This window comes from Nitratireductor rhodophyticola (assembly GCF_019891355.1).
Lineage (GTDB): Bacteria > Pseudomonadota > Alphaproteobacteria > Rhizobiales > Rhizobiaceae > Nitratireductor > Nitratireductor rhodophyticola.
Genome location: NZ_JAHSSF010000001.1, coordinates 414527 through 437267 on the forward strand (window position 1 = coordinate 414527; position 22741 = coordinate 437267).

A 22741-nucleotide genomic window follows, 5' to 3' on the forward strand; every position below is an offset into this window, starting at 1 on the left:
CGTTGTTCAGTCTTCAGCGAGCGCTTCACTGATGCGGCGCATCTGCTCGCCCATGGCCTCGCATTGCTCCGGCGTCGACTGGGCCATCACGCGGTCGATCAGCCTGGTGTAGACGGCGAGCGCTTCCATCAATCGCTCTTCACCGTCCTGCGTCAGGTAAAGCCGTAAGATTCGCCGGTCGTTGGCGTCGCTTTCACGGCGCACCAGCCCCTGCGTTTCCAGTTGCGGCAGCAGCATGGTGATGTTGGAGCGCCCGACGAGCAGGCGACGCGCAAGATCGTGCTGGGATTGCCCGGGGTGGCGATAGAGATTCATCAGCATGTCAAGCTGCGCAATCTTGAGGCCGAGTGGTTCGAGCGCCTTGCTGAGTGCCCGGACAATGGCTTTCTCCGCGCGCGCCACGGCGATCCATGTGCGAAAACGCGGATTGTCCCACGGGAGTTCTTGTATTTTGTTCATGATTGAACTAACTTTGTTCACGCTTGAACATTATATGGGTTTCCACCATGACTCGTTTCGGCCTGCGCATCCTGAAGAGCCTTTTTGGCACACTCGAACATGTCGCGCCAAGTCTCGGCGGTCGCATGGCGTTTGGGCTGTTTTGCCGAACACCCAGTCCGACGCGGCTGACGGAGAAGGAAAGGCGCGTTCTCGCCCAGTCGAAAGACTTCATGCGTCGAGCACGCAAACATCCGCTGACGACGACGCATGGCGCGGTTGTTGCCTATGAGTTTACGAACTGGGGTGCGCGTCGTGACGGTCCGGCGGTTCTTGTTCTTCACGGCTGGCGCTCGCGTACCGAGCACATGCGCGTGGTCGTTGAGGCACTGCTTCAGCGCGGCTTTCGCGTCGTTTCCATGGATCTTCCGGGACATGGCGTCTCGGGCGGACGCATTCTTAACATCCCCAAGGCGGTTGCGGCGGTGAGCGCCGTGGCGCAATGGCTGGGACCGTTTGATGCCATGGTGGGACACTCCTTCGGCGGGGCGGTCGCGCTTAATGCGATTGCCGGCTCTGTCGCCGGCGTCCCGCCGGTTTCCGTTCGACGACTGGTGACCATTGCTTCGCCGAACGCGCTGCCCGATCTCTTTTCCCAGTTCGGTGCCTTTATGGGCCTTGGACCGAAGACGCAAAAGGCGTTCGAAGGCCGGGTCGAGGCCATTGCCGGAACGCCCCTGAAGGTGTTCGTCGCGGCGGAACAGCTGCGGGAGGTGCGGCTGCCGACCCTGATCCTTCACGCTCCGGAGGACAAGGAAGTTCCTGCATCTGATGCAAGGGCCATGGGCGATGCGGGCACGCATGTTTCGCTGGTTTGGGCGCCCGGTCTGGGGCATCGCCGGATTCTTGCCGATCCCGGTATTGCGGCGCGCGTGGCGGCTTTCGTCGCGACACGCAGAGAGCGGCGCCTGGAGCCTGCTGCCGCCATGCCTTTAGAAGATTGTTTACCAATCGGCGATTGAGCGTCAAATTCATAACAATTTTATCGATCACCCCGCGACCCTGCGGCTGAGACCTGTTATTCTGGTTGTGATTCAGAATATCGTGGTTGTGGCAACGAGGCCGGGTCTCGGCGGGGTGAGCGATGATGTTAAAGTCCATGCGCAAAAGCGGGCTGAGCTGTGTGGCAGCAATGCTGTTCGCCGGAAGCGTGGGGCAGGCCCATGCGCAGTCGGACAATCTTTTTGACATGCTGTTCGGAGGCGGCAACCGCGCCACCAGCCGGGCGCGAAGCGAGCCGCCGCGGACGGTGAAACCCGCGCCGGTCAAGCGGCAGCCGGCAAAGGCACCCAGGATTTCCGGCCCGTCTTACTACAGTTACAGACCTGCGCCGCTCGCTCACGTCGAGTTTTCCGACATTTCGGTTCCAGCAGCCGATAACGCATTTCGGCCGGCGCTTGAGGGCGTTGCGTTCCGCGAGGCCCTGCCCATGCTGGAAGGGGTGGAGCTGTACGCTGAGAAGGACATTGCAGCGGCAATTGTCGCATTTTATTCGAAGTATCCTGATTTCGTCTGGGTTTCCGGCTATCAGGTCAACGAGCGGGCAAAACGCGTGTTACGGGTGCTTGCGGAAGCCTCCAGCCACGGGCTTTCCGACGTCGACTACACGGTTGGAGTGCCCGGCAGCGACTTTTCCTATGACGATATAGCGGCGCGTCAGAAGGAATTGATCCGTTTTGAAATGACTCTGACCGCGCGGGCCCTGCGTTATGCGCGTGATGCACATGCCGGGCGCGTCAATCCCAACAAGCTCTCCGGCTATCACGATTTCCCCGAAAAACCGATGGATCTGGTGCAGAGCATCGGCTTCATGGCGAATATGCCGGAGGCGGACCGCTATCTGGAAGGGCTGCATCCGCGCAACGATGTTTATCGCAAACTTCGCGCGGAACTGGAGGTTTTGCGCGGGGCTGCCGAGCGTGAAATTGTCGTCGACCCGAAGACGTTTGTGCGCCCCGGTGGAGAGAGCTCTGAACTCGCCAAGCTGCTCAAGATCATCGAACGCGACGCCAGCGGGGCCTTCATGGAGGCCCATGGTGCGGTTTTGAAAGCGCATGAGGGGAGCGAAAGATATTCCGACGCGCTGGTCCCGGTGATCAAGGCGGCGCAGGAGAGCCACGGGCTCAAGCCGGATGGCATTATTGGGCCACGCACGGTGGCGGCGATCGCCGGCGTCTCAAAGGCAGCGCGGATCGAAAAGGTGCTTTATGCGCTCGAGCGGTTGCGCTGGCATCCCTCGGAACTGGGTGACACGCGCGTGGTGATCAACGCTGCGTCGTTCAATGTCGACTTCTTCGAGAACGGGAAGCCGCGCATCTCCATGCGTACGGTCGTGGGGCGCAATGCCAACCAGACCAGTTTTTTCTACGACAAGCTCGAAACCGTAGAGTTCAATCCGTATTGGGGCGTTCCGCGGTCCATCCTCGTCAATGAGATGCTGCCGAAACTCTGGCGCGATCCGAGCTATCTCGATCGCAACGGCTATGAAGTGGTGAACAGCCAGGGGCGCCAGGTCTCGTCTTCTGCCGTGAACTGGGGGCAGTATGGAAGCAACGTGCCCTATAGCGTGCGCCAGAAGCCGGGGCGCAACAACGCGCTTGGGGAACTGAAAATCCTGTTTCCCAACCGGCATGCGATCTACATGCATGACACGCCGTCCAAGAGCCTGTTCCAGCGAGATACCCGTGCGTTCAGCCACGGTTGCGTCCGACTGGCAGATCCTCGGGCCATGGCGGCGGCGGTCCTCGACATTTCGGTCGACGAGGTCTCGCGTGCCATTGAGAGTGGCGATCGCAGCCGTCCCACACGGCGCAGGATCGAACGCGATATTCCTGTCTATGTCGGCTATTTCACGGCCTGGCCGCAGACGGATGGCGTTATCTCCTATCACGGCGACGTTTATGGACGTGATGCACGTCTGAAAACTGCGCTGGAAAAGACCACCGATCTGCGCTCCTCGAGCATCTGACACTGCACGGAACCGATGGCCTGAAGTGCCCATCGCAGACCGCAGCCATCGGCGGATTGGCTTGCGGATTTGATCAGTCGCGCCAGAAGGTGGGCACCAGAAGCACCACAACGGCGAGAATTTCGAGCCGGCCGAGCAGCATGGTCGCCGACAGGACCCATTTTGCAAAGTCGCTGAGCGGAACGAAATTGCCTGCGGGACCGATCGTGGTGCCGAGGCCGGGACCGACATTGGTCAATGCGGTGAGTGAACCGGTGATCGACGTCAGGAAATCGAGGCCCGTCGCCGACAGGAGAAGCGTCGCGACCACCCAGGACGCGAGAAAGCCGACGATGAAGAGCACGACCGATCGCTGCATCTCCTCATCGACGATGCGCTTGCCATAGCGCAGTGCCTGGACGGAGTGCGGATGAATGAGCAGACGCAGCCCGTTGCGCAGCATCGCACCAAGAATGAGGAAGCGATAAGCCTTGATGCCGCCGGACGTCGAACCGGAGCAGCCGCCCAGGAAGGTGGCGAAGAAGGCCAGGGTCACAGCGAACGGCCCCCAGAGTGTGTAATCCTCGCTGGCAAAGCCCGTCGTTGTGATGATCGAAGCAAAATTGAAGGCGGTAGACGCGAGAATGTCGTCAAACGGATCGCCGGTGGTGATGCGGCGCTGGACCGCCAGAACCGTGACAATCAAAGTCACATAGCCGAGAAACAGTCTTATCTGCGGGTCCCGCAGGGCGTCGAGGCGTCCACGTGCGAAGAAAAGAACCAGGATCGAGAAGGGCAGGGCGGCGAGGAGCATGAACACAGTGCCGACCCACAAAACCGCGTTGCCTTCGAAATAACCGAACGATGCGTCGTGGGTGGAGAAGCCACCGGTCGCGATGGTGGTCATGGCGTGATTGACGGCATCGAAATTGCTCATGCCTGCGGCCGCATAGGCCAGTGCACAGAGTGCGGTCAACAGGCAGTAGATGCCGACAAGCGCAATGAGAAAACTGATAAAGCGCTCGAAAGGGCGGTTCTCGATGTCCGACGATTCCACCCGAAAGTAGGAAAAGCCGCCGACTTTGAGTAGCGGCAACAGGAAGAGGCCAAGCGCGACAACGCCAACCCCACCGATCCATTGCAGGATGGAGCGCCACAGCAGCAGCCCGGGCGGCAGGTTGTCCAGTCCCGAAATGACGGTGGAGCCGGTGGTCGTGATGGCGGAAACCGATTCGAAGACGGCTTCAGCAAGATCAAGTTTCAGCGATGCCGTGTAAAATGGCAGTGCGCCCACCAGTCCCAGCATCAGCCATAAGAGAACCACGACCAGGAAGGTCGATCGTGTCGAGCCACGGGTGAGCGGCGCGCGCGTGGCGGCGGCAATGGTCAGGGCGATGGCGCCCGTGGCCAGCGAGCAGACGACGAAAATCTCCCAGTCGTCATTTCCGTAATAGAGATCAACCGCGGCTGGAAGAAGCATCGAAGCGGCGACGTAGACAGCGAAAATGGCCGCTGGATAGGTGGCCGTCCGGATTGTCGATGGTTGCACTTTCTCGACCTCGAAATGAACCGGCTCCGTGGTAGAGGAGAATGCGCTCCAAGGAAAGAGACTTCAGAAGAAGGGCAGACATGCGCAATCGGCATGACTGTGACTGCGGGAAACCATACGGTGCGGGCGATCAGCGCCGTGTGCAGTAGAAACCGGCGCTTTCGCTCGCACCGTATTCGGGATGCGTGTCTATCACATGAGAAAGGGAGGGAATGTTCCAGCGATCGGCGATGCGGTAGCCGATGCCTTCGAGCTCTGCCAGAAAGGAGGCCTCGTTGCGCATCTGGTAAGGGACCAGAGCCGGCCCGATCCGTTCCAGTGTGAAGATGGTTTTTCCCGTGCGCAACGCCACCTTGTTCAAAAGCAGGTGTTTTGGCGGCGCGGCGAGACGGCCGAGAAGATCGGGCAATGGAACGTTGAGATATTGCAGCAGCCCTGATCCGAGAAACACGTCGCAGGGGCCGTGGCCATCCAGCCGGCTTGTGAAGGAGAGGTTTTCAATGCCCTCGTCGCGGGCACGTTTCTCTCCCGCTTTGACAATGGCCGGCACGTCGTAGACGGTCCATTTCAGGGCTTCGATCTCGGGCAGGATCGTGCGGAAGGCGCGGAACTTGGTGCCCATGTGGCCACCTGCATCGAGCAGTGAGCGGATATCCTGCCTGATCTGGCTGAGCCAAAACAGAACCGGGTAGTCCCAGGGCACCAGCCGGCACATTTGCTCAAACGCCACGCCGGCCACCGCGTCATGATCATATCCAGCAAGGCCGCGCTGATTTGCAGCGGTCAAGGCATCCTCATATGTGTTGTAGACACCAGAAAACCGTACCGGGCGATGCGCCACCATCCGCATGCGCCCGGCCGCCGCCTGAAATGGCAGGAAAGCGGCTCCACGCGCCTGCTTGAGCCCCTGTTTGATCTGATTCAGCGCCATTTTCAGAATTCCGGCCCGCTTTCACCCGTGCCTGAAGGGCGCGGATATCTTGGGAAACCCTAGCGTTGGCCGCCTGCCTCGACCAATTCATCAATAAGGCTGATCGTGGAACCAATGTGGTTAGAGCATGGGGGCTTCGCGCAGGGCGTTTCACACTGGAAAACCATGCTTTTTGGCCAGCGCCCAGATTTCCCGGTTCGTGGCGATCAGCCGATTGATTGAACTGGTGATATTGGCGATCTCCGCATCGTCGATCGCATCGACCTTGCCGTATTTGAGCCGATCGCCGGAATCGGAAATCCTCATGAGCAGCGTTGAGACGTTTTCCCCGCTATCGTCAAAGGAATAGATGCAGTGATTGTATTTGTTCCGGAGCCTGGATTCGCTCATCATACTGCGCGTAACGTTCAACACGTCCTTACGAATATCCGCATCGGTTCGATCGAGCTTTGCGAGGCGCTCGACCAGATCGACACGGGCGCGGGAAGTGTTGAGGGTCAGGAAGATGACCGTCGCTGTCTCCATGTCCACCCGCGCCAGCCCGGCGATGAGGTGGATAAGGAGGCTCTCCGTGTTCGTCCACGTATAATTGAGCTGCCCCAGCAGCGTCAGCACGTCCCGAAAACGCGAACTGCCTTCCTTCATCGCAAGACTGCCAGCACTCACCTCGAATGGCTCAATGGAAAACATGCTAGCACCCCGCATTTCAGGCGTCCACGCCGGCAATATCCGGCTCAGTCCTCGCGGAAGGCACGGTTCATGCTGTCCATGATCGGTTTCGAGAGGTATTCGAAAAATGTGCGTTCGGCAGTCTGGATCAACACTTCCGCAGGCATGCCCGGCGTGGGCAGGAAACCGCGGACGCGTGCGAGTTCGCTCGGTGGCAGGCGCACGCGCGCAAGATAGATCTCGCGCTTGTCGGCTGCCGACTGATCGCGCAGGGCGTCGGCTGAAACGTAGAAAACCTCGCCCGTCAGAACGGGCGTGGTGCGCTGGTTAAGGGCCGTCAGCCGAACGGTCGCTTCCTGGCCCACGCGGACACTGTCGATCTTGGTACGCGGTATCTGCGTTTCGATGATCAGCGGAACGTCGGATGGCAGGATCTCGGCGATGCTCTTGCCACTCTCGATCACGCCACCGGGCGTGTGGTAGTAAAGCCGTATTACCGTGCCGGTGACAGGCGCGTTGATGGTGGCGCGGCGCAGCACGTTTTCGGCCGCCCGTGACTGTTCGCGCACTGCGTCCAATTCCGCTTCGATGGCCTGCAGTTCGTCGAGCGCCGCCTGACGATAGGCGGCAAGTGTCTGGTCGGCCTGCTGTCGATAACGAAGGATCTGGGCCTGCGTTTCGTCCACCTCGGCGGCAAGGCGCCCGATCTGTCCTTCCGCCTCGGCCATGGCGCGCTTGATCGCGGAAATCTCGGGTTTGCGCATGAGCCCCTGTTCGTAGAGCTTCTGCTTGCCGGAAAACTCGTCCGAAAGGAAGGCGAGCTGGCGCGTCAGCGCCTCGTGCTGCGCTTCGTAGCCGCGTCCACGGATTTCGAGCGCGGCGATGTTGTTGTTCAGGAGTTCGATCTCGCTGTTCAGCTTGCGTTTCGAGGATGTGAAGTTGAGCTTCTGGCTATCGAGAATCTCTGCGACTTCAGGGTCGACCGCCCGCTCCGTCAATTCGGCGGGAAAGTCGATCGTGTCCTTCTCCTGATACTCGGCACTCAGTCGGGCGACGATGGCAAGCAGGCGTGCACGCCGCAGGAAGAGCTGACGCTCGTTGGCAAGGGCGGAGGTCTCGTCGAGCTGGAGCAGGGGCTGGCCGGCCGTGATGTGGTCGCCTTCCGAAACCAGAATATCCTTGATGACGCCCCCTTCCAGATGCTGGACGATCTTGTTTTGACCAGTGGCGACAAAACTGCCCTGGGCGATAACGGCTGCAGCGAGCGGTGCGAAACTCGCCCAGATGCCGAACCCTCCGAAACAGAGAATGAGCAGTATGATCCCGGCGATGGACTGTTTGCGGATCGACCGTGGCACTTCCGCGTACCACGTCATGTCCTGGAGTTTTGCGATATCTGTTGAGCTCATCGGATGCCTGCCTTCAGGGAAGCTGGGTGGCGAATGGACCATTCTGCAACTGTCCGGCCTGGTGGGCTGCCAGCGCACGCAGCACGTCTTCGCGGCGGCCGAACATCGAAATGGTGCCGTTTGTCATCAGCAGAATCTTGTCGACATGCTGCAGCAGGGAGGGGCGCTGGGTGATCACGATCACGGTGATCCTGTTCTGCTTGGCGTGTTTCAGAGCCCGGGCAAGAGCAGCATCGCCAGCGCTGTCGAGGTTCGAGTTCGGCTCATCGAGCACAATCATGCGCGGATTGCCGAAGAAGGCGCGGGCGAGGGCAATGCGCTGTTTCTGGCCACCTGACAGAGGCGACCCGTCGGCTGCGACGATTGTTTCGTACCCTTGCGGGAATGTTGCGATCATCTCGTGCACGTCGGCAAGGATGGCAGCCTGATAGATGTCCTGATCGTCCACATCGTCGCGCATGCGCGCAATGTTGGCCTTGATCGAACCGGGGAAGAGCTGAACGTCCTGGGGGAGATAGCCGATACTGTCACCGAACTGGCGCTGGTCCCAGTTGCGCAGATCCATAAGGTCCAGCCGAACACTGCCGGAGGTGGGCAGGATCGAACCGACCAGCATCTTGCCAAGCGTTGTCTTGCCGGCACCCGAATTGCCTATCACGGCAAGCGAATCGCCGGGGCGTAGTGCGAAGTTGATGCCATTGAGCACGACGCGTTTGGTTCCCTGCGGAACATACAGCACGCGTTCCACGTCGAGCCGTCCTTCGGGCTTGGGCAGGACAAGACGTTCGAGGTTCAGCGGCGAAGACCGAAGCAGCGTCGAGATGCGCCGATAGGCGCCCCGCGAAAGAATGAACTGATTCCAGCCTTCGATCGAGCCCTCGATCGGTGCGAGCGCCCGGCCTGCAATGATGGAGGCAGCGATCACCATGCCGCCGGTGATGTAGCCCTGGATGGCGAGATACGCACCCCAGCCAAGCAACGCGACCTGCGTCAGAAGGCGGATGGCGCGGGAGGTTGCCGCCGAGACGATGTTCCGGTCCTGTGCCTTGACCTGTGCCTTCAGTGAACCGGCGGTGTCCTGACCCCATATCTTGACTGCCTCGGGGATCATCGCCAGCGCGTTGATGATCTGCGAGTTCCGCGCCATGGAGTCCAGATGCAGATTGGCCTTGCTCTGGTAGACATTTGCCTCGCCGAACGGGGCGGCAGTGGCACGCTGGTTGATGAATGCGACCAGTGTGAGCAGCAGTGCCGACAGCACCACAATGCTTCCCAGATGCGGATGGACGAGAAACACCGCCAGGATAAAGATCGGGGCGAAGGGTATGTCGAGAAATGCGAGCAGCGTGCCCGAGACCAGAAATGAACGCAATTGCTGGAGGTCGCCGAGGGTCTGGTACTCGCGCCCGGTACCATGAAGGGAGGCGCGTGCTGCCGCGCTCAGAATGGGCGCGCCGAGCTGGGCGGCGACCTCGACTGCGGTGCGCATCAGGATGAACCGTCGTATCGCGTCGAAAATCGCCTGCAGCAGCACAGCGCCCACGATCACGACCGTCAGCATGATCAGCGTGTCCGTGGAGCGGCTCGTAAGAACGCGATCGGAAATCTGAAAGAGATAGACCGGAATGGCGAGTACGAGGATGTTGCTCGCATTGGTGAAAAGCAGCACCATCAGCATGTTTTTGCGCACCGCGGCGAGGCCGGCGGTGAGGCTTTTGGAAAAGTCGGCCGGACCGAGCCGGCGGTGAAACTGATCTTTTGCTCCGTCAACCCTGGTGATCTCCGGATCGCTTCTGTTTGCTTCCGGCTTCTGGCTGTCCTGCTTTGACGCCGTCTCCGGCTGCCGTGTCTGTGCTTTTTCAGCGGCGTCTTCCGCGCCTTCGGGGGAGGCAGCCGGCTCCTCCTCGGCTGGTTTTGTTTCACTGTGACCTGCGGGGGTGGGGGCGTCACGGGTTTCCGCTTCAGTGGCTTCGGCCCGCTGCCGTGCAGCCCGAGCGTCGACCTCCCGGAAGATGCGGGAAATCTCTTCATCGGCGGTACGCAGAATACGCATTTTGCGGGCTTCGTCTTCCATACCCAGCGCGCAGGACGATGCGTCGTTCACATGCGCCGGGCGCTTGGTCGGTTTGTCCAGCATGTCGTTCCCCCCGATCGTCCTATCCGAGCATCGTCTGCATTACGTCGGCCGTGCCGCCGTCAGGCGTGGAGGGATCCGGCGCATTCTGGTCTGCGTCACCCTCCGGCGATGCCATGAGATCATCGCTGAGAAACGCCACCGCCTCGCTCACCAGTGCGTCCGCACCCTGCGTGTAAAGGTTCGTATCGTCAGAAATCAGTTCAGCCTGGATCAGCAGTTCATCCGAATAGACCGAGCCGCCCGTATATGTCGTGGAATTGACGCCACCATCGACAATCGACGCCTGGTTGATGAGCGCGTTGGAGCCTGTCGAAATGTCCCAGGAGGCGTCGGCGTGTGCGGAACTCTGGCTTTTTGCCAGCGCGACCTGGTCGGCATCGCCGAGAACGTTGATCTGGCTGACATATTGAAGATCGACCACGTCGCCGGAAATGTAGAGCACCTTGATTGTCGTCAGACCGGCGAAATCCGAACCCGACAACAGCGATTGCGGCGCTGCCCCCGGGCCATCGCCCAGTTTTTCGAGCGCCTCCAGATAGGAAGGCGGCATCGTGTCGAACGACATGGTGCCGTACTGGGTGATGGAGGCCTCGTTCCAGAGGAGGTTTCCGCCTGTCGAGAGCGACGCTGCGCCGCTGGTCTGGAAGTCGCCGACCGTGCCTACCAGATCATCGTCCAGAAGGATGTTCGTCTGGCAGATGATGTTGGCGTGATAGACGTTGCCGCCGACGATGATCAGGTCGTAATAGTTTCCCAGCGCCGCAAGTGACGTGGCATTGATAACCATGTTGTTGCCGAGAACGATTTCCGTTCCGCCGCCGCTGGCCGACATCACGGTGATGTCGTTGTCCTCCACGAAGCTGACCTGCTTGATCCAGTTGGCCAGCATCAGATCGCCATCAATCCGCGACACCTGCCAGTGTGCAGGGAAGACCGGTTCGCCGTTGGCGTTTTCCAGACCCGGTGGAGGCGGGTTGTCGATGGTCTGGATGGTGGCGGTGTTGAACGCCTGGGTCGGCGCCTCCGTCAATGATTTCCAGCCGTTGAGCGCTTCGCTTGTCGTGTCGTTGTCGCTCCACACGTTCAACTGGCTGATCGCGTTGAAATGAACATAATCGCCGGCTATCGCGAGCACCGGTGCTCCATACCAGTCGTTGACGAGGATGGCCTCGTTGACGAGAAGGTTCGCTCCTGCCTCGACATCCATTGTTGCATGTGTGGAAAAGTCGGTCTGCGCCTCGTCTACACCTTCCTCCTCGCTGAATTTCTCGGGGAGATAGGTGTCCAGGGCGGGCAGTTCATCGACCTCTTCGCCATTCAGAAACTTTCCCTCGATGCTTTCGCCCCGCATAACGAAGACGCCGTCGTTTCCATCGATCGCGTCAATGAATGCGTCGGCGATGTGCGGAGCGTGTAGAATGAAGTCCCCGATTTCAGTTGCCGAGCCCGGCTCATGAAGATCACCGAAAGGCTGGAATGGGGAGGCTGCCTTGATCAGCGCTATAAGCGCCGCATCGGTGTCGCCGACGGAGCTGAAATGCAGCCCGTGGCCGCCGATGCTGAGATAGTCGTTGTCCTCAAGGCGCGCCTGCTGCTTGAGATAGAGCGCGAGCGAGCCAAGGGGCTGGTATTCTACAAAAGCCTCTCCGCCCGCCATCAGGGGCGGTGTTCCAGCTCCCCAAATGGTAGCGGCGGGCGCGCCTTGGCCTTCATTGTAAAGAGGGATGGGATCGTACCGGATTGCAACGGAAACCTGCGCATCGAACCTGTCGACCGGAGGGGGGGTATAATCGACCCGGGGTTTGAAGCCTTCCAGAGAATAGGGGCTGACGATGTTGATTTTGATGTTGAGGAGGTCGTTCTGCTCCAGCGGCGCATCCGGAAGCGCCTTGAAATCCGAATAGTCGAGCCGCAACCGGGCTTCCTCAACCGCCTGGGAGAACAGTCCTATGAAGTGGGCGATCGCTTCCGTGGTTTGATCCATATGCATAAAGCATCACCTTGCTTCGACTTCCTGTCGATCATCGCCGCCTGTGCACCGTTCGAAGGGTGTGGAGGTTTGCGGGTGTCAGACGAAGGGTGAATTGCGCAAACCTCCAGTTCCGGCGCCCAGGGGGATCGGGCGCCGGAATGCTCTGTGCTGCCGTCAGGCGTCGTCTTCGCCGACGACCGTGCTGTTGAGATCGCCGCCGACAACCGTGGTGTCCACGGTGTTGCCGAGCACATTGGCGCCCATGACGATCTGCTGGTTGAAGGCGCTCGTATCGACAAGTGCATCGGCGCTTGCCTCGGAGATGCCGTTCACATAGCCGTCATCGCCATTGTTGGAGCCCCACATGCCGCCGGCGCCGCCTGCGCCGCCTGCGCCTGTGGTGGCGATGCCGCCCATACCGCCGGCGCCGCCATTGCCGCCTGAGACCGGTCCGGCCCATGCATCACCGGCGTCACCGCCGACTGCAGAAGCCCAACCGCCTGCGCCGTCGCCTCCATTGCCGCCATTGCCGCCACGCGCTGCGCCGAGGCCGAAGCCTTCACCGGCACCTGCGCCGAAGCCAAGGCCGCCACCGCCATCGGCTGCGCCGCCAAAGCCGCCAAGGCCACCCATGCCGCCTGTGCCGCCGTCGCCGCCTGTGCCAGTTCCGCCATTTCCGCCGGAGCCCTCACCGCCTGCAGCACCGGTTCCGGTTCCGCCGGCACCGCCGGTACCGGCCGCACCGCCGTCGCCGCCTGCCGCCGCTGCTGCGGCTGCGTCGGCATCCGCCGCCGCGGCTGCGTCAGCAACACCCAGCGCTGCGGCTGCCGCCGCGGCTGCATCTGCTGCTGCTGCACCGGCTGCTGCGCCGTCGCCGCCGTCGCCGGCATCACCGCCTTCGCCGCCTTCGCCGCCTGCGCCTTCGCCACCGGCACCGCCGGTTCCGGTGCCGCCCATGCCGCCGGTGCCATAGCCACCGAGGCCGCCAGCACCACCGGCACCGCCTGCGCCGCCGGCACCACCAGTGCCGCCATCGCCGCCGAGACCGACGCCTACACCGAGGCCGCCGAGGCCGAGACCCGTACCGGTGGCAGTTCCACCGGAACCGCCGGCTGCACCGTTGCCATTGCCGCCATAGGCCTTGGCGTCATCAGCCATGCCACCACGGGCGTAGCCGCCATCGGCATAGCCGTGATCGCCATCGCCGCCGTCGGCATCGGCATCACCACCGCCTTCGCCACCGTCGCCTCCGGCCACGATGCCGTCATCGGCTGTTGCGTTACCGCCGTTTGCGTCGCCGTTCTGGTTGAAATCGGCTTCGTTGGAGACATTCGGGTTTTCAAGCGTGTCGTTGTCGACCAGGTCGTTTACCTGTCCGATCACGAAGGCGTTGTCGTTGCCGCCACCATTGAGCGAGTCGTTGAGGATGTCCTCGAACGACATGTCGTCGCCCGGATCGTAAGAGATCTCTCCGTCGCGATTGATGAACAATTCGTCGACCGATCCACCACCATAGATGTCCACATCGGCGAAGTCGTCGTCAGAGGGAATAAAGCCGTCGAGACCGACATTCACGGATGTGTTGACGGAAGTGGCGACATTGGTTGCCACGTCGGTGTTGTTGGTTGCGTTGTTCTCGGCATTGTTCTGCGCCGCATTTCGGGCATTGTTGCTGGCTGCGTTGTCGGCCGCATTGGTGGCCGCGTTGTCTGCGGTGTTGCCAGCCTGATTGTTCGCGGCATTCTGCGCCGCGTTGGCAGCGCTATTCGCGCTGGAGTTATTGCTGGTGTTGTCTGCATCGTTGGTGGCGGCGTTGTCAGCATCGTTGCCTGCCGTATTTTCAGCAGTGTTGATGGCGTTCTGCTCCTGGCCCTGATGCTGCCATTCACCCTGGTGCTGATGCTGGTCCTGATCCTGGTCCTGCCATTGCTTGTTGCCTGGCCAACCAGGAAAGAAGACGCCAAATCCGTTTTGCTTAGGCATGATCGTGTCCTCATCCTCAAAATGAGAACCGTGCGGACACGATCACTGTTCATCTCTCAGGTGATATTGTGTCTACACGGTCCTGCTGTTTCACGGCCCGCGGGCCGTCTTTCGAAGTGCAGAGCAACGTTCGGAGTTTGAATGATGGTGCACTCCTCCCTCAGTCGGATGGTGCCGATCTTCCTGGCGCGAATCCCCACCGCCCACATCATCGTTGCGACCCATGAACAGTCTTCACGACAGGGGTTCGGACTTATCCGACGGGAGGAATTGTCGTGCCGGGAGAGCGAACAAAAAACCTGCAAATTCGGTCGATTGGGGCGCATTAAGGCCTGACCATAGGTCCACCCACCACATCAAAATGGGTAGATGCGGGGTAGCTAGGTTTGGGTGAGTCGGGGAAAGCACGACAGATTCATGCCGCTTTCCACAGTTTTGTATATGTGTTCCTGCCTGTCCATCGAGGCTGCGATTCGAAGCTCCGGCTTGGGGTCAGGACCTAGAAGCGGAACGTCCAGTAGAGACAGGCGAGGGTGGCAGCTGCGAACCCAATGAAAGCAAGCGTGCGCAAAAGCACATTGCGCCGCAGTGCATCGAGCGACAAATGGGCCATGACGATGCCGGCTGCGAACACGAACTGCCAGTCGACCAGTGCCCATAACGCTCCCGCGTTCCCGAAAGCCATCCGCGTGATCTGCATCCCGACGATCGTTGCGAAAAGCACCACGGCGGTCAGGTAGATCGGGGTCGTCCCATTGGCGTGCACCATTGCGGCTGCCCGGATCGGAAGTATGGTCACCAGCATGGCTGTAAACGCATAGAGAGCAGCGAGCGGCAAGAAGGTGGCTGCACCGGCAAGGCCATCGAGCCGTTCATTGCCGAGGCTGCCAAATCCATAGCCCTTGATCTGCAGAGCGAAGCCGAGGGCAACCAGCAATCCGGTGAGAACGGCGACGAGAAGGAAGGCGGATGCTGTGCGGTTCATGCGGGTTCACTCCGGAATCGGCTCGGTCCCCTTCGCTTAGGACGATCCGCCGGTCTTGAAAAGGCTGGAAGTGGGAGTTGCAGCCCACCATCGCCAGCGGTCCGGCTGCAAAGCTCGATTGCGATTCGTGGGGATGAAGGAACAGCGCCGAAAGCCAGTCCAACGCGTGACCTGATGCGAGAGCCATGCTTACGAGTTGGCGACCTTCTTCCGCTCCTCCCGCGCAAGGCGCCGCTTTTCCACCTCGTTTAGAACATAGCAGGCGTCTTCTGCTTCAGATTTGCTGATGCCGGCCACGACCGTCATGCCGATCATTGCCGGTTCGTTCAGCAGATTGTCCCAAACGGTCCAAAGTTCTGAAGGGTCAAGGATTATCTCGTAGCGGGGTTTCATCTCCCGTCTCCTTCATCAGATTGCTCTCCAGCGTTTGCCTAATGAGAGATCAATGATTCTGATGAAAGAGAAGTAAGCAAAAACAATAGGATAAGAGTAAAATTTTAACAGTTCAGACGGGCGCGCCAACGTCAGGGCCGGCCATTTCCAGCATGTAGGGAAAACACAAAGAAGAGAAATACAATGGTGGGCGCGGCAGGGATTGAACCTGCGACCCCACCCGTGTGAAGGGTGTGCTCTCCCGCTGAGCTACGCGCCCGCTGACGAAGCATCGTCAAGCGAGCCGCGATATAAGGGGCGGGGCGGGTGAGTGTCAAGCGCGCTTTCGCGCCTGTGCTCAGGATGCTGTCGCGGCGATCAGGCCTTCCACCATCTCGACCGTCAATTCGTCGAAGCGCGAGATCACGCGCGACGGCTCAAACGCGCTTACATGCTGGTCGGTATAGCCGAAATCGACCGCGATGACGGGGATGCCGGCAGCCTTGGCGGTGTCGATGTCCGTGCGCGAATCACCGACCATTACGGCCCGCTGCGGGTCCGCACCCGCCATGGCGATGGTGCGCAGGAGATGTCCCGGATCGGGTTTGCGCATCGGAAAGGTGTCGCCGCCGCAGATCGCGCTGAAATGTCCGACGATGCCGAGCGCTTCGAGAAGGGAGAGCGACATGCCCTCAAGTTTGTTGGTGCAGACTGCTGCAGTGTAGCCGGCCGCATGGAAGCGTTCGATCGTTTCGACGGCGCCGGGAAACGGCCTGGAGTGCCCGGGAACGTTGGCCGTATAGTGATCGAGGAAGGCAGTCTGGAGCGCGTCGAGCTGGCCGCCGTCCAGATGCCGTTTGCGCAGCGCGAAGGCCCGTTCGATCATCACACGGCTGCCGAAACCGACGATGCGGTTGACGTCCTCATGCTTCACCGGTTCCATATCGACGGTTTCAAGGCAGTGATTGAGGCTGTCGAGCAGGTCCGGTGCCGTGTCGACAAGCGTTCCGTCGAGATCGAAAACGATGATTGGCGCTGACATGATGTCCCCTTGCTTGAATTTCACTGGGATACCGCGCAAGGCCGGGTGAAGCAAGTTGGACACTGTCCCCCGCGCACGCACGCCGCCTGCATTGCGGGGAGCGGTAAAACGGGTTAGGAACCGCTGAGATATGACCGGGGGCGAGATGTCGGCGGATATGCGTGAATTGAAGATCGAGGCGGCTCGTGCCGCGCTTGATCAGGTGGAAGATGGAATGCGGCTCGGAATCGGTACGGGTTCGACCGCTGAAGAGTTCGTCCGCGTTCTGGCCGAGCGTGTTGCCGGTGGCCTGACCGTGATCGGTGTTCCCACCTCCGAGCGTACGGCTGCGCTGTGTCGGGAGCTCGGCGTTCCACTCACCACACTGGATGAAACCCCTGAACTCGACCTGACTATCGACGGTGCCGACGAAATCGGGCCGCAGCTTGGATTGATCAAGGGCGGTGGCGGCGCATTGCTGCGCGAAAAGATCGTTGCAGCCGCTTCACGGCGTATGATCGTGATTGCCGACAAGTCCAAGCTCGTCGAAACACTTGGCCGTTTTCCACTGCCGATCGAGGTCAACTCCTTTGGCCTCGGTGCGACCGTTCGGACGATTGAAAGGACAGCGCGCGCACTCGGACTGGAGGGGGCTCTGAAAGTGCGGGAGCGGGATGGAAAGCCTTTCGTTACCGATGGTGGACATCTCATCGTCGATGCATCTTTTGGCCGCATTCCCGATCCAAGAGCATTGGCGAATGCGTTAAACGCCATACCGGGTGTTGTAGAACACGGCCTGTTTCTCGACCTTGCCGACACCGCTTTCGTGGCCGGGGACGGCGAGGTGCGAACCTTCGGGGCCGCATAAACAAGAATGGAGTGAGAAACATATGAATCTGGCAACCCGCATCCGCCTTGTTGCAGCTTCTGCAGCCGTGGCGGTGACGTTCGCTTTCGCTCCTGCCGGCGCGCAGGAGATTTCCGCGTCCCATCTCGCCGCGGCGCGCTCCGCGATTGATGCGATCAACGCGACCGACGATTTTGATGGCGTGCTGCCGCAGGCCGCTGCGGCGCTCAAGTCGGAGCTGATCCGCAAGAACCCGGATATGGTGGCCCTGATCAATGCCACGGTGGACGAGAAGGCCATTGAGCTGGCAAGCCGCCGGGTCGACCTCGAGCGGGAAGCTGCGCAGGCCTATGCCCGCGTCTTCTCCGAGCAGGAACTCACCGAGATCGCGCAGTTCTACACCTCCCCGACGGGCATGAAACTGATCGAGGACGGCCCCATTGTGACCCGCGAGGTCCTGAAGGCCGGTGAAATCTGGCGTCGCGGCATCGCGCGCGATCTCGCTCAGATGGTCGGGCAGCAGATCCAGGCAGCGACTGAAGCGACCGGCAGTGGAGAGGCTGCCGGCGAGGAAACCGCCCAGTAAGCTTTCGATCACGAAACAGTTAGAGCCCGGTCGTCGCACCGGGCTTTTATTCTTCTACGGGCGATTCTAAGTGAGTGCGGCGGTGCAGCATTCCGGTTGCTGCAGAGCTTCAGAAGCGCTCGGGCGCGGCGGACTCACGGTATTCAAGGGGCGAGGATCAGAGAATGAGCGATTTCGACTACGATCTTTTTGTGATTGGCGGCGGTTCTGGTGGGGTGCGCGCTGCGCGTCTTGCGGCAGGCCTTGGAAAACGCGTCGCCATTGCCGAAGAATACCGCTTTGGCGGCACCTGCGTCATTCGCGGCTGTGTGCCGAAGAAGCTCTTTGTATACGCCTCGCAGTTTCCGGAGCATTTCGAGGATGCAGCCGGCTATGGCTGGACCGTGCCCGAGCCCACCTTCGACTGGAAAACTCTCGTCACGAACAAAGATCGTGAGATTGCCAGGCTTGAGGGCCTTTATCGCAAGGGGCTTGAGAATGCCGGCGCCGAGATATTCGAGGCCCGCGCGACGCTGGTGGATCGTCACACGCTCGATGTTGGTGGAAAGCGCGTGACGGCCGACAGGATCATCATCGCTGTCGGTGGCCGTCCCAATCCGCACCTGGCGCTTCCTGGCCATGAGCATTGCATATTTTCCAACGAGGCCTTCGACCTTGAGGCGCTGCCCGCGTCTATCGTCATTGAGGGTGGCGGCTATATTGCCGTCGAGTTCGCCAATATCTTCCACGGCCTTGGTGTCGACACCACGCTGGTCTATCGCGGCAAGGAAATCCTGTCGCGTTTCGATCAGGATCTGCGCCGTGAGCTTCACGCCACGATGGAGGCCAAGGGCATCAGGATTCTGTGCCAGGACGTCCTGACGAAAGTGGAAAAGCGCGGGGAGGGTGACCTTCTCGTTCATCTCAAGTCCGGCGCCACCCTTGAGGCCGGTCAGGTCATGCTGGCTATTGGCCGCATTCCGAACACCGAAGGTCTGGGGCTCGAGGCTGCCGGTGTGGAGACCGGCAAGATCGGCGAAATCCCGGTCGACGGTTTCTCTCGCACGAATGTCGACAACATCTGGGCACTGGGGGATGTGACCAATCGCGTGCAGCTCACCCCGGTCGCAATCCACGAAGCGATGTGCTTCATCGAGACCGAGTATAGGGGCAATCCGACCGAAGTCGATCACGACACGATTGCCACGGCCGTGTTCTCACAGCCCGAAATCGGTACGGTGGGGCTTTCCGAGGACGAAGCAGCGCAGCGCTTCGATCGACTGGAAATCTATCGCGCGAGCTTCCGGCCCATGCGCCACACGCTGTCCGGGCGCCAGGAGAAGATGCTCATGAAGCTGGTTGTCGACGGCGAGACCCGGCGTGTGCTTGGCGCTCATGTCATGGGTCCGGATGCCGGCGAAATGGCTCAGGTTCTGGGCATCTCGCTCAAGGCGCGGCTGACCAAGGATGATTTCGATCGAACGATGGCGGTGCACCCGTCCGCGGCCGAAGAGCTGGTCACGATGTATCAGCCGACATATCGCGTCGAGAACGGCAAACGGGTCGAGTGAGATGGGAGAGGGCTGCGGCGTGAATGGTCTGGTCGCCTATTTTGGCTACGGGTCGCTCGTCAACCGCGATACGCACCGCACGGAGATTGTCGGAGCATACCCGGCGCGGCTTAAGGGCTGGCGCCGCCAGTGGGTGCGCCGCGATGGCGAAAGCAGCCGTGCGCTCCTGAGTGTGCGGCGCGACCCTGCTTCCGTCATTGACGGTTTGCTCGTTGTCGATCGGGCCGAGAATCTCGCCGCCGTCGATCAGCGCGAAGAGCGCTACCGGCGTGTCTCGCTCACCCCGTCTGATCTGGAATTGTCTGCTGAGCTGCCTGCCGGGTGTTCGCTTTATGTCTATGAAGCATCAGCGGATCAGGCTTCCGTTCGTCTCGAAATCATCCAGTCTTATCTCGACGCGGTGCTGCAGGGGTTTCTGCGCGAGTATGGCCGTGCCGGCGTCGAACGTTTTGTTCGCGAGACCGAGGGTTTCGATGCTACGGTGATTGCTGATCGCAAGACGCCGGGCTATCCGCGCGCGGTGAGGCTCGAGGCCGATGAGGAGGCGTATTTCGACGCACTGATAATGCAGAAAATCTCTGATTTTGCACCTTTCGTGCGTTAGTGTTTCCTGAACGCCACAATTGCGGGCTAGTATCGGGCGCTTCCTTTGGTTAAGAAAGCGGCCTTCCAGTATCCGTCTTGGAGATTTCAGCGGATAGAGGACATGATCCTATAGCAACTGTCGAGTAAGCAAGATGACGAAGTGGTCGCCGAATTCGTGGAGAAACAAGCCAATCCTGCAGGTTCCGGCTTATCCGGACGCTGACGCCCTGGCCGAGGTCGAGGCGCGCATGGCCACGTATCCGCCGCTCGTTTTTGCAGGTGAGGCGCGTAAGCTGAAGAAGCAGCTCGCTGCCGTGGCCGAAGGCAACGGTTTTCTGCTCCAGGGCGGTGACTGCGCCGAGAGTTTTGCCGAGCACGGTGCCGATAATATCCGCGACTTCTTCCGCGCCTTCCTGCAGATGGCCGTTGTCTTGACCTATGCCGGTTCGCAGCCGGTGGTGAAGGTCGGGCGCATCGCAGGCCAGTTCGCAAAGCCGCGCTCCTCCGACAACGAGACCAAGGGTGATGTGGTGCTGCCGAGTTACCGCGGTGACATCATCAATGGCATTGAATTCGACGAAGCCTCGCGTATTCCCGATCCGGCGCGTCAGGAAATGGTGTACCGCCAGTCGGCGGCAACGCTGAACCTTCTGCGCGCCTTTGCGCAGGGCGGTTTCGCCAATCTGGAAAACGTCCACAAGTGGATGCTGGGCTTCCTGTCCGACAGTCCGCAGGCCGAGCGCTATCAGGAGCTGGCCAACCGTATCTCCGAGACGGTCGATTTCATGCGCGCCATCGGCATTACTGGCGAAAGCACGCATGCGCTGCGCGAGACGGATTTCTACACGAGCCATGAGGGGCTGCTTCTTGGCTACGAGGAGGCGCTCACGCGCGTCGATTCCACATCCGGCGACTGGTATGCAACATCCGGTCACATGATCTGGATCGGCGATCGCACCCGCCAGCCCGATCATGCGCATGTGGAATACTGCCGCGGCATCAAGAACCCGCTCGGCCTGAAATGCGGTCCCTCGCTCTCGCCCGACGGTCTGATCGAGCTGATCGATATTCTGAACCCGGAAAACGAGCCCGGCCGCCTGACCCTGATCGCACGTTTCGGTGCGGACAAGGTGGGCGAATACCTGCCCAGGCTCATCCGCGCGGTGGAGAAAGAAGGGCGCAAGGTCGTCTGGTCTTGCGATCCGATGCACGGCAACACCGTCACCGCGGCCGGCTACAAGACGCGGCCCTTCGACCGCATCCTCAAGGAGGTTCAGACCTTCTTCGAGGTGCATCGCGCCGAAGGATCGCATCCGGGCGGCCTGCACGTGGAGATGACCGGCAAGAACGTCACCGAGTGCACGGGCGGCGCGCGCGCCATCCGCGACGAGGAGCTGCAGGATCGCTACCACACCCATTGTGACCCGCGTCTCAATGCCGATCAGGCGCTTGAGCTGTCTTTCCTGGTGGCCGAACTCCTGAAGAAAGACCGCGAGGCCCTGCCGACAGGCAAGGTGGCCAACGGCTGAAACCGCCTGATGCTTAGCTTCAGGCATAGTTGATGTCGCCGGCGGCTTTGAGCTGATAAACATGGTTCCGGATACGACTGGATCGCGTTCGGAGGAAACCATGACGAAAGAAAGCAACGGATCGTGCCTGTGTGGTGCGGTCCGTTTTCGCACCAGGGGCGCGCTGCGCGGCGTTGTCTATTGTCACTGCTCGCAATGCCGTAAGCAGACAGGGCTCTACTATGCCGCGACGGATGTCGATGTGTCGAACATCGTCATTGAAGGTGAGGGGAACGTCACCTGGTATGCGGCCTCCGATTTCGCCAAACGCGGTTTCTGCAGGACATGTGGCTCCGCCCTGTTCTGGAAGCGCAATGATGCGGACAAGATCTCGATTCTGGCCGGTGCCTTCGACCTGCCATCAGGCCTCACGGCCGAAAGCCACATTTTCGTGGCCGACAGGGGCGACTTCTATGATATTGCGGATGGGCTGCCCCAACACGCGCTTGGCAGTCCGAGTGTTGCCGTCGCTCAAACCAGGCGCAACGAATGACGATGCTACCAGAAATGCCGAATCTTGAGACCCGGAACGGATTGCCTGCCGATCTGCGTTATCTCGTGGAGAAATACCCACGAGAGGTCTGGCCGTCGCATCCGAACCTTGGCGAGATGGCACGGTTCTGGCTGCAGCGTCACGACATGTTTCGTGAGCTTGGCGGCATGTTGAAGGCGGGCATGGGCGATTATCGGGAGCAGAAGCTCGCTCCGCGCGATTTCGCTGCCTGGTTCGCGCCTCGCCTGCGCTTTTTCCTGCAGCAGCTCCACGGGCATCATCAAATCGAGGACATGCACTATTTCCCGGTTTTTGCAAAAGCGGAGCCGCGCATGAAGCACGGTTTTGATTTGCTCGACAGCGACCATCACGTCATCCATGACGCGCTGGAGCGCAATGCGGAGAGTGGTACGGCGTTTTTGCAGGCACTTCAGGCGGACGGCGATCAAGTGCGCTTTGCCGCTGATGCCTATGCGCGGGAAAACGAGGCTCTGCTCGCCATGCTGCTGCGTCATCTGGACGATGAGGAGGACCTCATCATTCCGCTCATTCTGGATAGAAGTGAAGAGGGGCTTGGCGTCGGCCTCTGATACACGCCGGAGTGTTGCAAGCATGGGGTGCAAAGGCTACACGCTTTAG

20 protein-coding genes and 1 tRNA gene are annotated in these 22741 nt (G+C 60.5%); 9 read left to right on the forward strand and 12 right to left on the reverse strand.

The genetic code is table 11. The features are described 5' to 3' along the window. Positions 1 to 6: 6 nt before the first annotated feature. Positions 7 to 459, reverse strand: a complete 453-nt coding sequence (locus tag KUG85_RS01885) for a MarR family winged helix-turn-helix transcriptional regulator (protein ID WP_025030722.1) — start codon at positions 457 to 459, stop codon at positions 7 to 9. A gap of 47 nt (positions 460 to 506) precedes the next feature. On the opposite strand from KUG85_RS01885, the gene KUG85_RS01890 reads away from it, so the two are divergent. Next, positions 507 to 1460: an alpha/beta fold hydrolase gene (locus tag KUG85_RS01890; RefSeq protein WP_223003964.1), complete on the forward strand. Its 954-nt coding sequence runs from the start codon at positions 507 to 509 to the stop codon at positions 1458 to 1460. Between the two features lie 122 nt (positions 1461 to 1582). Then, positions 1583 to 3466 carry a L,D-transpeptidase family protein gene (locus tag KUG85_RS01895; protein ID WP_223003965.1) on the forward strand — a complete coding sequence of 628 codons (1884 nt, stop codon included), beginning with the start codon at positions 1583 to 1585 and terminating at the stop codon, positions 3464 to 3466. A 73-nt stretch (positions 3467 to 3539) separates the two neighbouring features. On the opposite strand, the gene KUG85_RS01900 is transcribed toward KUG85_RS01895, so the two are convergent. The 11 genes from KUG85_RS01900 to KUG85_RS01950 all read right to left on the reverse strand — a co-directional run bounded on the left by KUG85_RS01900 (position 3540) and on the right by KUG85_RS01950 (position 16494). After that, on the reverse strand, positions 3540 to 4994 hold the full coding sequence (locus KUG85_RS01900; protein WP_223003966.1) for a TrkH family potassium uptake protein: 1455 nt from the start codon (positions 4992 to 4994) through the stop codon (positions 3540 to 3542). Between the two features lie 130 nt (positions 4995 to 5124). Beyond that, on the reverse strand, positions 5125 to 5925 hold the full coding sequence (locus tag KUG85_RS01905) for a methyltransferase, TIGR04325 family (protein ID WP_223003967.1): 801 nt from the start codon (positions 5923 to 5925) through the stop codon (positions 5125 to 5127). A gap of 150 nt (positions 5926 to 6075) precedes the next feature. Beyond that, positions 6076 to 6615, reverse strand: coding sequence for a hypothetical protein (locus KUG85_RS01910; RefSeq protein WP_007010407.1), 540 nt, complete (start codon positions 6613 to 6615; stop codon positions 6076 to 6078). Between the two features lie 44 nt (positions 6616 to 6659). Beyond that, on the reverse strand, positions 6660 to 8003 hold the full coding sequence (locus KUG85_RS01915; protein WP_223003968.1) for an HlyD family type I secretion periplasmic adaptor subunit: 1344 nt from the start codon (positions 8001 to 8003) through the stop codon (positions 6660 to 6662). Between the two features lie 13 nt (positions 8004 to 8016). Continuing rightward, a complete protein-coding gene (locus KUG85_RS01920) occupies positions 8017 to 10140 on the reverse strand; it encodes a type I secretion system permease/ATPase (RefSeq protein WP_255606223.1) in 2124 nt (707 codons plus the stop codon). Positions 10141 to 10159: 19 nt separating this feature from the next. Beyond that, positions 10160 to 12130, reverse strand: coding sequence for a type I secretion protein (locus KUG85_RS01925; RefSeq protein WP_223003969.1), 1971 nt, complete (start codon positions 12128 to 12130; stop codon positions 10160 to 10162). A 156-nt stretch (positions 12131 to 12286) separates the two neighbouring features. After that, on the reverse strand, positions 12287 to 14095 hold the full coding sequence (locus KUG85_RS01930) for a hypothetical protein (RefSeq protein WP_065815170.1): 1809 nt from the start codon (positions 14093 to 14095) through the stop codon (positions 12287 to 12289). Positions 14096 to 14594: 499 nt separating this feature from the next. Further along, positions 14595 to 15080 carry a hypothetical protein gene (locus KUG85_RS01935; protein WP_223003970.1) on the reverse strand — a complete coding sequence of 162 codons (486 nt, stop codon included), beginning with the start codon at positions 15078 to 15080 and terminating at the stop codon, positions 14595 to 14597. 189 nt (positions 15081 to 15269) lie between these two features. Continuing rightward, a complete protein-coding gene (locus tag KUG85_RS01940; RefSeq protein WP_065815172.1) occupies positions 15270 to 15473 on the reverse strand; it encodes a hypothetical protein in 204 nt (67 codons plus the stop codon). Between the two features lie 184 nt (positions 15474 to 15657). Further along, a tRNA-Val gene (locus tag KUG85_RS01945) sits at positions 15658 to 15732 on the reverse strand. A 78-nt stretch (positions 15733 to 15810) separates the two neighbouring features. Then, positions 15811 to 16494, reverse strand: coding sequence for an HAD family hydrolase (locus KUG85_RS01950; RefSeq protein WP_223003971.1), 684 nt, complete (start codon positions 16492 to 16494; stop codon positions 15811 to 15813). 145 nt (positions 16495 to 16639) lie between these two features. Between KUG85_RS01950 and rpiA the strand changes: the two genes are divergently transcribed. The 7 genes from rpiA to KUG85_RS01985 all read left to right on the forward strand — a co-directional run bounded on the left by rpiA (position 16640) and on the right by KUG85_RS01985 (position 22692). Continuing rightward, entirely contained in the window at positions 16640 to 17341 is a 702-nt protein-coding gene (gene rpiA / locus KUG85_RS01955) for a ribose-5-phosphate isomerase RpiA (protein ID WP_223004477.1), read from the forward strand. A 22-nt stretch (positions 17342 to 17363) separates the two neighbouring features. Beyond that, complete coding sequence (locus KUG85_RS01960; protein ID WP_065815174.1) at positions 17364 to 17906, forward strand: DUF2059 domain-containing protein; 543 nt, start codon at positions 17364 to 17366, stop codon at positions 17904 to 17906. A 164-nt stretch (positions 17907 to 18070) separates the two neighbouring features. Continuing rightward, on the forward strand, positions 18071 to 19456 hold the full coding sequence (gor, locus tag KUG85_RS01965) for a glutathione-disulfide reductase (protein ID WP_223003972.1): 1386 nt from the start codon (positions 18071 to 18073) through the stop codon (positions 19454 to 19456). 19 nt (positions 19457 to 19475) lie between these two features. Further along, positions 19476 to 20060, forward strand: a complete 585-nt coding sequence (locus KUG85_RS01970; RefSeq protein ID WP_255606225.1) for a gamma-glutamylcyclotransferase family protein — start codon at positions 19476 to 19478, stop codon at positions 20058 to 20060. 133 nt (positions 20061 to 20193) lie between these two features. After that, complete coding sequence (locus KUG85_RS01975; RefSeq protein ID WP_065815177.1) at positions 20194 to 21570, forward strand: class II 3-deoxy-7-phosphoheptulonate synthase; 1377 nt, start codon at positions 20194 to 20196, stop codon at positions 21568 to 21570. 100 nt (positions 21571 to 21670) lie between these two features. Continuing rightward, complete coding sequence (locus KUG85_RS01980; RefSeq protein WP_223003973.1) at positions 21671 to 22102, forward strand: GFA family protein; 432 nt, start codon at positions 21671 to 21673, stop codon at positions 22100 to 22102. Continuing rightward, complete coding sequence (locus KUG85_RS01985; RefSeq protein WP_065815179.1) at positions 22099 to 22692, forward strand: hemerythrin domain-containing protein; 594 nt, start codon at positions 22099 to 22101, stop codon at positions 22690 to 22692. Before KUG85_RS01980 ends, KUG85_RS01985 begins: the two co-directional genes overlap by 4 nt. Positions 22693 to 22741 lie beyond the last annotated feature (49 nt).